The following is a 12,356-nucleotide window of genomic DNA, read 5'->3' on the forward strand; positions in this document are numbered from 1 at the left end:
GCTGCGGCAAAGCCTGCCCCGGCGCCCGCTGCCCCGGCGGCGACGAAGTCCGCACCAGCGGCGGCGCCGAAAACCGTGACTGCGCCGAAACCAGCGGCAGCCCCGGCCCCGGCGGCCAAGGCGTCAGCCGCGCCTGCGCCGAAGCCCGCGCCGGCGAAGCCCGCCCCGAAATCTGCGCCGCAACCGGCGCCGGCGGCGGCAAAGCCTGCCGCGAAACCGACACCGGCCAAAGTGCCCGAACCGGCCATGGCCGGACCGGCCACGGCTCCGGCTGGGCCCAAAACGCCCCCCGCTGGCGGCGGTGGCAAGCGCAAGGGCCGCAAACGCTGACGCGCCCGTTCAGCGTAACACGATACCGCCAGCGCCTTCGGGCGCGGCGACATACCGGGCCAGACCCGGTTCCGGTCGGGGTTTCCCCCGGCGCGGGTGGAAATAACCGCATCGGGTGACCGATGCGGCGGAGGCCGGACACCGGCCCCCGCGCTAACCGAGGGAACAGACATGCTGAAAGATCAGGACCGGATCTTCACCAACATCTACGGGATGCACGACCGCTCCTTGAAGGGCGCGATGGCGCGTGGACACTGGGATGGCACGGCGGCGATTTTGGCCAATGGCCGGGACTGGATCATCGAGCAGGTCAAGGCCTCGGGGCTGCGCGGGCGCGGCGGCGCGGGCTTTCCGACCGGGCTCAAATGGTCCTTCATGCCCAAGCAATCGGATGGCCGTCCGGCCTTTTTGGTGATCAATGCCGATGAATCCGAACCGGGCACCTGCAAAGACCGCGAGATCATGCGCCACGATCCGCATACGCTGATCGAAGGCGCGCTGATTGCCGGTGTCGCGATGGGCGCCTGTGCGGCCTATATCTATATTCGCGGCGAATATGTGCGCGAGAAAGAGGCGCTTCAGGCGGCGATCGACGAATGCTATGACGCCGGGCTGATTGGCAAAAACGCCTGCAAATCCGGCCATGATTTCAACGTCTATCTGGCCCATGGTGCGGGCGCCTATATCTGTGGCGAGGAAACCGCGCTGCTGGAAAGCCTTGAAGGCAAAAAAGGCATGCCGCGGATGAAACCGCCATTCCCGGCGGGTTCGGGCCTTTATGGCTGCCCGACCACGGTGAACAACGTGGAATCCATTGCCGTTGTGCCGACGATCTTGCGCCGCGGCGCGGATTGGTATGCGAGCTTTGGCCGCCCCAACAATACCGGCGTCAAGCTGTTTGCCATGTCGGGCCATGTGAACACGCCCTGCGTGATCGAAGAAAGCATGTCGATCTCGATGAAGGAACTGATCGAGAAACACGGCGGCGGGGTGCGCGGCGGCTGGTCGAACCTGAAAGCGGTGATCCCCGGTGGCGCCTCCTGCCCGGTGATCCCGGCGCATCAATGCGACGATGCGATCATGGATTATGACGGGATGCGGGAGCTGAAATCGAGCTTTGGCACCGCCTGCTTGATTGTGATGGATCAGCAAACCGATGTGATCAAGGCGATCTGGCGGCTGGCCAAATTCTTCAAACATGAAAGCTGCGGGCAATGCACGCCTTGCCGCGAGGGCACCGCGTGGATGATGCGGGTGATGGATCGTTTGGTGCGCGGCGAGGCCGAGATTGAAGAGATCGACATGCTCTTTGACGTGACCAAACAGGTCGAGGGCCACACGATCTGTGCGCTTGGGGATGCGGCGGCTTGGCCGATCCAGGGTCTGATCCGGCATTACCGCGAAGAGATCGAAGACCGTATCAAGGCGCGCAAAACGGGCCGCATGGGCGCGATGGCGGCGGAGTAAGCAATGCAATTTGGGGTCGGCATCATGGCAGGGATCGGCGGCGCGGCGTTGGCCGCGGCGCTCGCATGCCCTGTTTTTGCTGGCGCCGATCTGCGCGAGGGCGAATATTTCTTTGCCAATGGCCAATCTTACGTGGTGGCCGCGCAGCAAGAAGAAGACCAGGTTGCGGGGGATGAACGCGCCTCCAACGGTTTGTTCGCGGGGCCGGTGACGGTTTTTGTGACCCGTGGCAATGGCGGGTTTTTCACCGAAGCCGACCGGGCCGAGGCGCTGGCAGTTGCCAAATTGTTTTGCGGCCGTAACGGCTTGGCGATCCAAGACAGGCCCGCCGAGATTGTGATGAACCGCGCCACCGTCCATGACAATCCAACCTTCGAGCTGGTGGATCTGTGCATCTGGCAGGGGGGGCAGTGATGACGACACGCGCTGTTTTGCTTGCCTGTGCCCTGCTGACCGGCTGGGGCGGCCCGGCTTTGGCCGATTGGCACCCGCAAAGCGAAGGCGCGCGCGGCCACACGCCGGCGCTCAATCGCCATATCCGTATGAAGGAAGGCGCGACCGGGGCGCAGGTGCAGTATTTCAACAACATTGTCACCGCGGGCTGGGACTGTCCCGAAGGCGCGGTGGATGGCGAAGGCTGCATTGAGTGGTTTGGCGAGCGCACGGTTTTTGAAGTGACGCTGGAAGGCGTCACCGAGACCGATATGCAAGAACTCAAGCTTGGCGTTCTGTCGGCCATTCAGGCGGCTTGCCGTGGGGCTGAGGGATACTTTGCCGATGTCGATCATGTCGTCGCGCATGGGGACCAGTTTTACACGCTGGAAGCCCATTGCCCGAAGATCGATGCAAAGGGGGGCAACTGATGCGCGCCCCTGTTTTGACGGTGTTCATCTTGCCGCTTGCGGCCTGCGCCGTGCCTGTGGGCGGGCCCGACAGCATCGGCCCCTTGGCCTCGGTCGAGGGCTACACCGGGGCCTTTAGTGCCGAAGGCGCGCTGATGGTGCGCCGCAGTGCACAGCCCTTTGGCTATGACGCGGGGGCAGAGGCCAAACGCGCAGCCAATGCGCTGTGCCGGGGCGCTGTGGCCTCGGGCCCCGAAGACAATTTCAGGGAGGGTCAATGGATCTTCCCGAGGGGCTGCGCATGAGCACCCCTAACGCCATTCACCGCGCGGCCCGCCGCGCCCAAGCCAAGTGACGGACGAGACCATGTCGAACACGCGCAAGATCATCATCGACGGTATCGAGGTCGAGGTCGATCCCAGCCTGACGATCATTCAGGCCTGTGAGCAGGTCGGCATCGAAGTGCCGCGCTTTTGCTACCACGAGCGGCTGTCGATCGCGGGCAACTGCCGGATGTGTCTGGTCGAGGTGGTGGGCGGCCCGCCCAAGCCCACGGCAAGCTGCGCGATGCAAATCAAGGATCTGCGGCCCGGCCCGGATGGTGCGCCCAGCGTGATCAAGACCAATTCGCCGATGGTGAAAAAGGCCCGCGAAGGGGTGATGGAGTTTTTGCTCATCAACCACCCGCTCGATTGCCCGATTTGCGACCAAGGCGGCGAATGCGATCTGCAAGACCAAGCGGTGGCTTATGGCGCAGATTTCAGCCGTTACCGCGAGCCCAAGCGCGCCTCGGAAGATCTGGATCTGGGGCCGCTCGTCGCAACCTGCATGACGCGTTGCATCTCCTGCACCCGTTGCGTGCGCTTCACCACCGAGGTGGCGGGCATCACGCAAATGGGCCAGACCGGGCGCGGCAATGACAGCGAGATCACCAGCTATCTGAATTGCACGCTCGACAGCAATTTGCAGGGCAACATCATTGATCTGTGCCCGGTCGGCGCGCTGACCTCGAAACCCTATGCTTTCACCGCGCGCCCATGGGAACTGACCAAGACCGAAAGCATTGATGTGATGGATGCGCTTGGTTCCAACATCCGCATCGATGCCAAAGGCCGTGAAGTGAAGCGGATTGTGCCGCGCAACCATGATGGCGTTAACGAGGAATGGCTGTCGGATAAGGGTCGATTCATTTGGGACGGTCTGCGTCGCCAGCGTTTGGACACGCCTTACATCCGCGAAAATGGCAAGCTGCGCAAAGCCAATTGGGGCGAGGCGCTTGCCGCCGCCGCCGCCGCGATGACGGGGAAAAAGGTTCTGGGGCTTGTGGGCGATCTGGTCTCGACCGAGGCCGCGTTCAGCCTGAAAACCCTGATCGAAAGCATGGGCGGCAAGGTCGAATGCCGTACCGATGGGGCGCGGCTGCCGGTGGGCAATCGCGCCGCCTATGTCGGCAATGTCGCCGTCGAAGACATTGACGACGCCGAAGAGATCATTTTGATCGGCACCGATCCGCGCGTTGAAGCGCCTGTTTTGAATGCTCGCATCCGCAAGGCTTGGGCAAAAGGCGCGCAGGTTCGCGTAATCGGCCCCGCCGTGGATTTGACCTATGATTACGACCACGTTGGCACCGACCGCGCCGCGCTGGCCGGGCTGAAAGCCGCACCGGGCGCGATTGTGATCGTGGGCCAAGGCGCCGTGTCTGAGGCCGATGGCGAGGCGGTGATCGCCAATGCCATGGCGCTGTCGGGCAAGATGCTGATGCTGCACACTGCGGCCAGCCGCGTCGGCGCGATGGATGTGGGTGCGGTCACCGAAGGCGGGCTTCTGGCCGCGCTCGAAGGGGGCGTCGAGGTCATTTACAACATGGGCGCGGATGAGGTGGAGATCACCCCGGCCTCCGAAGGTGGCCCCTTTGTGATCTACCAGGGCAGCCACGGCGACCGGGGCGCAAGCCGCGCCGATATCATTTTGCCGGGCGCGGCCTATACCGAAGAGCATGGGCTGTTCGTGAACACCGAAGGCCGTCCGCAACTGGCCTTCCGCGCCACTTTCCCGCCGGGCGAGGCCAAGGAAAACTGGGCGATCTTGCGTGCGCTTTCGGCCGAAGTGGGGGCCAAGCAGCCGTGGGATAGCCTTGCGGCCCTTCGCCGCGCGATGCTGGGGGCCGTGCCGCATCTGGGGCAGGTCGATCAGGTGATCGCCAATGATTGGACCCCGCTGGAACGGCGCGACATGGGCAAGGCCAGCTTCCGGCTTGCCTTGGGCGATTACTATTTCACCAACCCGATCGCGCGGGCCTCGGTGGTCATGGCGGAATGTTCTGCCATGGCCAAGGGCCGCGCGACGGCAGCGGTGGCGGCGGAGTAAGCGATGACCCGTTTCCCCCTTCTGAGTGTGGCACTGCTGACCGGCCTTGTGGTCGGGTTGGCGGCCTGTGCCGCGCCTCAGGCGGAGGTTGGCCGCATCACCTATGAGGGCGTCGAGACGCGCCTGTTGGACGATGATCTGGTCGGATTTCAGGTGGCGGTGACGGGCACAACGAACAGGGCACGGGCCACGGCCTATGCCAATTGTGCGGCGGCGCAATATGCGATGATCCGGGGCTACGGCTTCGCGCGCCATGTCCGCACCAATGTGCAAAAGCAAGGCACCGGCGTCAGCGTCGATGCCGTCTATCTGATTTCGGATGCGATCCCGCGCGGATTGCGCACGATCGAAGCGGAAGTGATGCTGAACGATTGCCGCGAACGCGGCATTCCAACGGTATGAAGTGATGAAAGCAGGACGGGCTGAGGGACAACATGGCTGAGTTTTTCGCAACACCGCTGGGCACGGCCTTGTTGATGGTCTTGCAAGGTCTGGGGATCATCGCCTTTGTGATGATTGGCCTTCTGTTCCTTGTCTGGGGGGACCGCAAAGTCTGGGCGGCGGTGCAGTTGCGCCGGGGCCCGAACGTGGTGGGGGCCTTTGGTCTTCTGCAATCGGTGGCGGACGCCGCGAAATATGTGTTCAAGGAAATCGTCGTGCCTGCGGGTTCGGATAAGGCGGTTTATTTCCTTGCGCCGATGCTGTCGCTGGTTCTGGCGATGGTCGCTTGGGTGGTGATCCCGTTCAACGAAGGCTGGGTGATGGCGGATATCAACGTCGCCGTGCTGTTTGTTTTTGCGGCCTCCTCGCTTGAGGTTTACGGCATCATCATGGGTGGCTGGGCCTCGAACTCGAAATACCCTTTCTTGGGCTCGCTGCGTTCCGCCGCGCAGATGATCAGCTACGAAGTGTCGATGGGTCTGATCATCATCGGGGTGATCCTTTCGACCGGGTCGATGAACCTGTCCGCGATTGTCGAGGCGCAGCGCGGCTCTTTCGGCCTGCTCAACTGGTATTGGCTGCCGCATCTGCCGATGGTGTTCTTGTTCTTTATCTCGGCCTTGGCTGAAACCAACCGCCCGCCGTTCGACCTGCCAGAAGCGGAATCCGAACTCGTCGCGGGCTTCATGGTGGAATATTCCTCGACCCCCTATCTGCTGTTCATGGCGGGCGAATATATCGCGGTCTGGCTGATGTGCGCGCTGACATCGCTGCTGTTCTTTGGCGGCTGGCTGTCGCCCATTCCGGGCATTCCGGACGGCGCGCTGTGGATGTTTGGCAAGATGGTGTTGGTGTTCTTTGCCTTCGCCATGGTGAAGGCCATCGTGCCGCGCTACCGCTATGACCAATTGATGCGCATTGGCTGGAAGGTGTTCCTGCCGCTGTCGCTGGGCTGGGTCGTTGTCGTGGCCTTCTTGGCGAAATTCGAACTGTTTGGTGGTTTCTGGGCCCGTTGGGCGATCGGGGGTTAAGATGGAAGACAATCGCGAAACCCTGAGCCTGAAGCTTGATGACCGCGAGGTTCGGCTCGTGCCCGTCATCATCGAGGGCTACCAGCTTCAGGTGGATGGCAAGAATGTCACCTCCTTCCTGTCGAAGACACCGCCGGTGATGCGTGCGGTGGCCGCGATGGAAGCGCGCGGCGATTTCGGCGTGGGGGATCTGGAGACCGCCTCTGACAGGGGCAAATGGAAAGTGTCCGGCAGCGGCCAGACCGAACCGGCGGAGAACGACTGATGGCTTTCGATTACGTTCGCGCAGCGAAATATTTCGTCCTGTGGGACTTCATCAAAGGCTTTGCGCTGGGGCTGAAATACTTCGTCGCGCCGAAGCCGACGCTGAACTACCCGCATGAAAAGGGCGCGCTGAGCCCGCGGTTTCGTGGCGAACATGCGCTGCGCCGCTACCCAAATGGCGAAGAACGCTGCATCGCGTGCAAATTGTGCGAGGCAATCTGCCCCGCGCAGGCGATCACCATTGATGCCGAGCCGCGCGAAGACGGCAGCCGCCGCACCACGCGTTACGACATTGACATGACCAAATGCATCTATTGCGGCTACTGCCAAGAGGCCTGCCCGGTCGATGCGATCGTCGAGGGGCCGAACTTCGAATACGCCACCGAAACGCGCGAAGAGCTGTTCTACAACAAGGAGAAACTCCTTGAGAACGGCGCGCGCTGGGAGGCCGAGATCGCCCGTAACATCGAACTGGATGCGCCCTACAGATGAGCACGGAGTTTCAGAAGCTTTTCACCGCGATGATGGAGCAGGGGACCGAGATGGCCCGCCTGTTCAATCCGGCATTGGAAAGCTTCAACCCCAAGGCCTTTGAGAAAATGTTCCCCACCATGCCGGCGGATATGCTGGAAATGTGGTTTGGCAAGACCTTCAACCGTGACGGGCTGGATGCCCGGACCCGGCTTTTGGTCACGCTGGCGGGGCAGGTGACTTTGGGCGCGCAGGCAGAGGCACCGATGCGGCTGACGATCCGCCATGCGCTTGAGGCCGGGGCAACCGAGCGGGAGATCGCCGAGGTGATCTTTCAGATGAGCATGTTCGGCGGTGTGCCCGCCATGACCAAGGCGCTGGAGCTGGCGCGCGAGGTCTTCGACGAGAAATCGGGAGAAAACACATGACGGTGTTCGTATTCGCCTTCTACCTCTTTGCCGTGGTGGCAGTGGTGGCCGGGCTCATGGTGGTTCTCTCGAAGAACCCGGTGCACTCGGTGCTCTGGCTGATCTTGACCTTCCTCACAGCGGCGGGGCTTTTCGTGCTGATGGGGGCCGAATTCGTCGCCATGCTTTTGATCATCGTCTATGTCGGCGCGGTGGCGGTGTTGTTCTTGTTTGTGGTGATGATGCTTGATGTCGATTTCGCCGCGCTGCGGGGCCAGATGGCGCGCTATGCGCCGGTGGGCGGACTGATTGCCGTGGTGATGCTGGCCGAACTCGCCACCGGGTTCATGGCGTGGCAATCGGCCGAAGGCGCGGCGGCGCTGCGCGCGGTGCCGATGTCGTCCGAGGTCGAAAACAGCCGTGCGCTTGGCATGATCCTTTACGACAAATACCTCTATCTCTTCCAAGGCGCGGGTCTGGTGCTGTTGGTGGCGATGATCGGGGCCATCTTGCTGACTTTGCGCCATCGCACCGATGTGAAGCGGCAAAACGTGATCGAGCAGATGCACCGCGACCCGGCGAAGGCGCTGGAGATGATCGACGTCAAACCAGGGCAGGGGCTGTGATGCAAGAACAAGCGAAAACGGGGTCGGGCCCGGAGGGAAAGCGATGACGATCGGATTGGAACATTACCTTGCTGTGGCGGCGATCTTGTTCGTCACCGGCATTTTCGGGATCTTCGTGAACCGCAAGAACGTGATCGTCATCCTGATGTCGATCGAACTGATGCTTCTGGCCGTGAATATCAACATGGTCGCCTTTTCGACCCATATGGGTGATCTCGTCGGGCAGGTCTTCACCATGTTCGTGCTGACCGTCGCGGCGGCTGAGGCGGCGATTGGCCTTGCGATCCTTGTCGTGTTCTTCCGCAACCGCGGCTCGATCGCGGTGGACGATGTCAACGTGATGAAGGGGTAAGCCATGACGACGATCATCCTTTTGGCGCCCCTATTGGGCGCGATCATCGGCGGCTTCGGCTGGCGGTACATTGGCGAGAAGGGCGCGATGGTGCTGACCACCGGCCTACTGTTCCTGTCCTTCCTGCTGAGCTGGATCGTGTTCCTGACGCTGGATGGCGAGACCCAGCATATCCATTTGCTGAACTGGATCCAATCCGGCACGCTTGACACAGCTTGGTCGATCCGGCTCGACCGTTTGACCGCGATCATGCTGATTGTCGTCACCACGGTCTCGGCCTTCGTGCACCTGTATTCCTTTGGCTACATGGCGCATGACGACAACTGGACCCATGACGAAAGCTATAAGGCGCGCTTCTTCGCCTATCTTTCGTTCTTCACCTTCGCCATGCTGATGCTGGTCACGGCTGATAACCTTGTGCAGATGTTCTTTGGCTGGGAAGGCGTGGGCGTTGCCTCTTATCTGCTGATTGGTTTCTACTACAAGAAACCCTCGGCCAATGCGGCGGCGATCAAGGCCTTCGTGGTGAACCGGGTCGGGGATTTCGGCTTTTCGCTGGGCATCTTCGCGCTGTTCTTCCTGACCGACAGCATCTTGATGGATGATGTCTTTGCCGCCGGGCCGATGCTGGCGGAAACGCAACTGCATTTTCTGTGGACCGATTGGAACGCGGCCAACCTGATTGCGGTGCTGCTGTTCATTGGCGCGATGGGCAAATCGGCCCAGTTGTTCCTGCACACTTGGCTGCCGGACGCGATGGAAGGCCCGACGCCGGTTTCGGCGCTGATCCATGCCGCCACGATGGTGACGGCGGGCGTGTTCTTGGTGTGCCGGATGTCGCCGATCTTTGAATATGCGCCCGAAGCCAAGATGTTCGTGGTCTATATTGGGGCTGCGACGGCCTTCTTTGCCGCCACCGTGGGCCTTGTGCAAAACGACATCAAACGCGTGATCGCTTATTCGACCTGTTCGCAGCTGGGCTATATGTTCGTGGCCGCGGGCGTGGGCGTCTACTCGGCGGCGATGTTCCACCTTTTGACGCATGCGTTCTTCAAAGCGATGCTGTTTTTGGGCGCGGGCTCTGTGATCCATGCGATGCACCACGAGCAAGACATGCGCAACTATGGCGCGCTGCGCAAGAAAATCCCCTTCACCTTCTGGATCATGATGATCGGCACCTTCGCCATCACCGGCGTGGGGATCCCGTTTGTGACCTTCTTCGGCATTCCGGTGGGCTTTGCGGGCTATCTGTCGAAAGATGCGATTATCGAAAGCGCCTTTGCCTCGGGCAGCGGCTTTGCCTTCTGGGCGCTGGTGATCGCGGCGGGCATGACCTCGTTCTACTCGTGGCGCCTGATCTTCATGACCTTCTTTGGCAAGGCGCGCGGCGATCATCATGCGCATGACCACGCGCATGAAAGCCCGCGCGTGATGCTGATCCCGCTGGGGGCGCTGGCGGTTGGCGCGGTGCTTTCGGGCATGGTGTTCTACCCGTCGTTCTTTGGCGATCGGGTGAACAGCTTCTTCAATCTGCCGGAAACGGCGGCGGCGCATGGCACCGAACATGGCGACGCACATGCCACCGAAGCGGTGGAACATGCTGCCGTGGATCATGAAGAGGCGATGGAAAACCACGAAGCCGCGATGGCTGGCACGATGGCCGAAGACGGACATGAAGCGGATGCCGCGCGGATTGCGGAAGCCGATCACGGTGGGATGGAAAACACCGAAGCAGGGCATGAATCGGTTGTTGCTGTGGCCCCGCAAGGCGCGATCTTCATGGCGGAAACCAACCATGTTCTGCATGAAGCCCACCTTGTCCCGGCTTGGGTGAAAATCTCGCCCTTTATCGCGATGGTGACCGGGCTTGTTTTGGCGTGGATCTACTACATCGCCGTGCCGCGTCTGCCGTCCATGACCGCGAATGCCCTGCCTTGGGCGCACCGGTTCCTGCTCAACAAATGGTATTTCGACGAGCTTTACGACATGATCTTCGTGAACCCCGCCAAGGCGCTTGGCCGGATGCTGTGGAAGGGCGGTGACGGCGCTGTCATCGACGGGGCGATCAACGGCCTTGCTTTGGGCTGGATCCCCTTCTTCACCCGTGTCGCGGCGCGGCTGCAATCGGGCTATCTCTTCCACTACGCCTTCGCCATGGTGATTGGCATCGTCGGCCTCATGTTCTGGGTCATGCAGGTCGGGGGGACGAACTGATGAACAACCTCCTTTCCATCATCACCTTCATGCCGCTGGCCGCGGCGGCGATCTTGGCGGTCGTCTCGCGCTCGGGCACCGAGGCGGCGGACCGCAACGCCAAATGGCTTGCGTTCACGGCGACCTCGGTCACCTTCTTGGTGTCGCTGTTCCTGCTGGCGGGCTTTGACCGTCACGACACGGGCATGCAATTCGTCGAAGACCGTGAATGGATCATGGGCCTGCGCTACAAGCTGGGCGTCGATGGCATCTCGATCCTGTTCGTTTTGCTGACCACCTTCTTGATGCCGATCACGATTGCCAGCGCTTGGCATGTGAAAAGCCGCGTCAAGGAATACATGATCGCCTTTTTGGTGCTTGAAAGCTTGATGATCGGCGTCTTCGTGGCGCTGGACCTTGTGCTTTTCTACCTGTTCTTCGAAGCGGGCCTCATTCCGATGTTCCTGATCATCGGCATCTGGGGCGGCAAAGAGCGCATCTATGCCAGCTTCAAGTTCTTTCTCTACACCTTCCTTGGCTCGGTGCTGATGCTGGTGGCGATGGTGGCCATGTATATGATGGCGGGCACCACCGACATCGTGCAGCTGATGGCCTTCGACTTCCCGCACCAAGATCTGCCTTACTTGCGCTATGTGCTGCCGGGCGGGGTGCAAACGCTTCTGTTCCTTGCGTTCTTTGCCTCTTTCGCGGTGAAAATGCCGATGTGGCCGGTGCACACTTGGTTGCCCGATGCCCACGTGCAGGCGCCCACGGCAGGCTCGGTCGTGCTGGCGGCGGTGCTGTTGAAAATGGGCGGTTACGGCTTCTTGCGCTTTAGCTTGCCGATGTTCCCGGTGGGATCGGAGGCGATGACGGGCTTTGTCTTCACGCTGTCGGCCATCGCGATCATCTACACCTCGTTGGTGGCGCTGGCACAGGCCGATATGAAGAAGCTAATCGCTTATTCTTCGGTCGCGCATATGGGCTATGTGACGATGGGGATTTTTGCCGCGAACCAACAAGGGATCGACGGTGCGATCTTCCAGATGCTGAGCCACGGCTTCATCTCGGGCGCGCTGTTCCTGTGCGTTGGCGTGATCTATGACCGGATGCACACCCGCGAGATCGAGGCTTATGGCGGCCTTGTGAACCGGATGCCGGCTTACGCGCTGATTTTCATGTTCTTCACCATGGCGAACGTCGGGTTGCCGGGCACCAGCGGGTTCATTGGCGAATTCCTGACGCTTGTGGGCATTTTCCAGGTCAACACTTGGGTGGCGCTGTTCGCAACCTCGGGGGTGATCTTGTCGGCGGCTTATGCGCTTTGGCTGTATCGCCGGGTCGTTTTGGGCGAGCTGATCAAGGAAAGCCTGAAAACCATCACCGACATGACCACCCGCGAAAAGGCGATCTTTGCGCCGCTGGTCGCCATGACGCTGATCTTGGGCATCTATCCGAGCCTTGTCACCGGGTTGATCGGGCCATCGGTGGAAAGCCTTGTGACCACCTATCATGCCGACATCGCCGCTGCGGCGATGGTTGCGGGCAACTGAGGAGAAACACCG

At 61.3% G+C, this 12,356-nt stretch carries 15 protein-coding genes; 14 read left to right on the top strand and 1 reads right to left on the bottom strand.

Annotated elements, in window-relative coordinates:
* Positions 1 to 281 (bottom strand): hypothetical protein (locus tag CKO11_RS15770; protein WP_223640905.1); only part of this gene is annotated, 281 nt, incomplete at its 3' end.
* A gap of 220 nt (positions 282 to 501) precedes the next feature.
* Between CKO11_RS15770 and nuoF the strand changes: the two genes are divergently transcribed.
* The 14 genes from nuoF to CKO11_RS15840 all read left to right on the top strand — a co-directional run bounded on the left by nuoF (position 502) and on the right by CKO11_RS15840 (position 12,344).
* Positions 502 to 1,797 carry an NADH-quinone oxidoreductase subunit NuoF gene (gene nuoF, locus CKO11_RS15775; protein ID WP_223640908.1) on the top strand — a complete coding sequence of 432 codons (1,296 nt, stop codon included), beginning with the start codon at positions 502 to 504 and terminating at the stop codon, positions 1,795 to 1,797.
* Positions 1,798 to 1,800: 3 nt separating this feature from the next.
* Positions 1,801 to 2,211: a hypothetical protein gene (locus CKO11_RS15780; RefSeq protein ID WP_223640910.1), complete on the top strand. Its 411-nt coding sequence runs from the start codon at positions 1,801 to 1,803 to the stop codon at positions 2,209 to 2,211.
* Positions 2,211 to 2,660, top strand: coding sequence for a hypothetical protein (locus CKO11_RS15785; protein ID WP_223640912.1), 450 nt, complete (start codon positions 2,211 to 2,213; stop codon positions 2,658 to 2,660). Before CKO11_RS15780 ends, CKO11_RS15785 begins: the two co-directional genes overlap by 1 nt.
* Complete coding sequence (locus tag CKO11_RS15790) at positions 2,660 to 2,944, top strand: hypothetical protein (RefSeq protein WP_223640913.1); 285 nt, start codon at positions 2,660 to 2,662, stop codon at positions 2,942 to 2,944. The genes CKO11_RS15785 and CKO11_RS15790 overlap by 1 nt, the downstream gene beginning before the upstream one ends.
* A 61-nt stretch (positions 2,945 to 3,005) precedes the next feature.
* Positions 3,006 to 5,006 carry an NADH-quinone oxidoreductase subunit NuoG gene (nuoG, locus tag CKO11_RS15795; RefSeq protein WP_223640915.1) on the top strand — a complete coding sequence of 667 codons (2,001 nt, stop codon included), beginning with the start codon at positions 3,006 to 3,008 and terminating at the stop codon, positions 5,004 to 5,006.
* A gap of 3 nt (positions 5,007 to 5,009) precedes the next feature.
* The gene (locus tag CKO11_RS15800; RefSeq protein WP_223640917.1) at positions 5,010 to 5,408 is read left to right on the top strand and encodes a hypothetical protein; all 399 of its coding nucleotides are present in this window, start codon (positions 5,010 to 5,012) and stop codon (positions 5,406 to 5,408) included.
* A gap of 32 nt (positions 5,409 to 5,440) precedes the next feature.
* Positions 5,441 to 6,478, top strand: coding sequence for an NADH-quinone oxidoreductase subunit NuoH (gene nuoH, locus CKO11_RS15805; protein WP_223640919.1), 1,038 nt, complete (start codon positions 5,441 to 5,443; stop codon positions 6,476 to 6,478).
* Position 6,479: 1 nt separating this feature from the next.
* On the top strand, positions 6,480 to 6,743 hold the full coding sequence (locus tag CKO11_RS15810; RefSeq protein ID WP_223640920.1) for a hypothetical protein: 264 nt from the start codon (positions 6,480 to 6,482) through the stop codon (positions 6,741 to 6,743).
* The gene (gene nuoI, locus CKO11_RS15815; protein WP_223640923.1) at positions 6,743 to 7,234 is read left to right on the top strand and encodes an NADH-quinone oxidoreductase subunit NuoI; all 492 of its coding nucleotides are present in this window, start codon (positions 6,743 to 6,745) and stop codon (positions 7,232 to 7,234) included. Before CKO11_RS15810 ends, nuoI begins: the two co-directional genes overlap by 1 nt.
* On the top strand, positions 7,231 to 7,641 hold the full coding sequence (locus tag CKO11_RS15820) for a carboxymuconolactone decarboxylase family protein (RefSeq protein WP_223640925.1): 411 nt from the start codon (positions 7,231 to 7,233) through the stop codon (positions 7,639 to 7,641). The genes nuoI and CKO11_RS15820 overlap by 4 nt, the downstream gene beginning before the upstream one ends.
* A complete protein-coding gene (locus CKO11_RS15825) occupies positions 7,638 to 8,246 on the top strand; it encodes an NADH-quinone oxidoreductase subunit J (protein ID WP_223640928.1) in 609 nt (202 codons plus the stop codon). Before CKO11_RS15820 ends, CKO11_RS15825 begins: the two co-directional genes overlap by 4 nt.
* Positions 8,247 to 8,289: 43 nt before the next feature.
* Positions 8,290 to 8,598, top strand: a complete 309-nt coding sequence (gene nuoK, locus CKO11_RS15830) for an NADH-quinone oxidoreductase subunit NuoK (RefSeq protein WP_076485595.1) — start codon at positions 8,290 to 8,292, stop codon at positions 8,596 to 8,598.
* A gap of 3 nt (positions 8,599 to 8,601) precedes the next feature.
* Positions 8,602 to 10,812, top strand: a complete 2,211-nt coding sequence (nuoL, locus tag CKO11_RS15835) for an NADH-quinone oxidoreductase subunit L (RefSeq protein ID WP_223640930.1) — start codon at positions 8,602 to 8,604, stop codon at positions 10,810 to 10,812.
* Entirely contained in the window at positions 10,812 to 12,344 is a 1,533-nt protein-coding gene (locus tag CKO11_RS15840; protein WP_223640931.1) for an NADH-quinone oxidoreductase subunit M, read from the top strand. The genes nuoL and CKO11_RS15840 overlap by 1 nt, the downstream gene beginning before the upstream one ends.
* Positions 12,345 to 12,356 lie beyond the last annotated feature (12 nt).

Origin of the sequence: Rhodobacter sp. TJ_12 (assembly GCF_020023995.1) — a bacterium.
Taxonomy (GTDB): domain Bacteria; phylum Pseudomonadota; class Alphaproteobacteria; order Rhodobacterales; family Rhodobacteraceae; genus Rhodobacter.

What these genes read in the sequence shown, in the direction of transcription:
- nuoF (WP_223640908.1), top strand. Translation starts at nt 502, where the DNA reads ATGCTGAAAGATCAGGACCGGATCTTCACCAACATCTACGGGATGCAC.
- CKO11_RS15780 (WP_223640910.1), top strand. Translation starts at nt 1,801, where the DNA reads ATGCAATTTGGGGTCGGCATCATGGCAGGGATCGGCGGCGCGGCGTTG.
- CKO11_RS15785 (WP_223640912.1), top strand. Translation starts at nt 2,211, where the DNA reads ATGACGACACGCGCTGTTTTGCTTGCCTGTGCCCTGCTGACCGGCTGG.
- CKO11_RS15790 (WP_223640913.1), top strand. Translation starts at nt 2,660, where the DNA reads ATGCGCGCCCCTGTTTTGACGGTGTTCATCTTGCCGCTTGCGGCCTGC.
- nuoG (WP_223640915.1), top strand. Translation starts at nt 3,006, where the DNA reads ATGTCGAACACGCGCAAGATCATCATCGACGGTATCGAGGTCGAGGTC.
- CKO11_RS15800 (WP_223640917.1), top strand. Translation starts at nt 5,010, where the DNA reads ATGACCCGTTTCCCCCTTCTGAGTGTGGCACTGCTGACCGGCCTTGTG.
- nuoH (WP_223640919.1), top strand. Translation starts at nt 5,441, where the DNA reads ATGGCTGAGTTTTTCGCAACACCGCTGGGCACGGCCTTGTTGATGGTC.
- CKO11_RS15810 (WP_223640920.1), top strand. Translation starts at nt 6,480, where the DNA reads ATGGAAGACAATCGCGAAACCCTGAGCCTGAAGCTTGATGACCGCGAG.
- nuoI (WP_223640923.1), top strand. Translation starts at nt 6,743, where the DNA reads ATGGCTTTCGATTACGTTCGCGCAGCGAAATATTTCGTCCTGTGGGAC.
- CKO11_RS15820 (WP_223640925.1), top strand. Translation starts at nt 7,231, where the DNA reads ATGAGCACGGAGTTTCAGAAGCTTTTCACCGCGATGATGGAGCAGGGG.
- CKO11_RS15825 (WP_223640928.1), top strand. Translation starts at nt 7,638, where the DNA reads ATGACGGTGTTCGTATTCGCCTTCTACCTCTTTGCCGTGGTGGCAGTG.
- nuoK (WP_076485595.1), top strand. Translation starts at nt 8,290, where the DNA reads ATGACGATCGGATTGGAACATTACCTTGCTGTGGCGGCGATCTTGTTC.
- nuoL (WP_223640930.1), top strand. Translation starts at nt 8,602, where the DNA reads ATGACGACGATCATCCTTTTGGCGCCCCTATTGGGCGCGATCATCGGC.
- CKO11_RS15840 (WP_223640931.1), top strand. Translation starts at nt 10,812, where the DNA reads ATGAACAACCTCCTTTCCATCATCACCTTCATGCCGCTGGCCGCGGCG.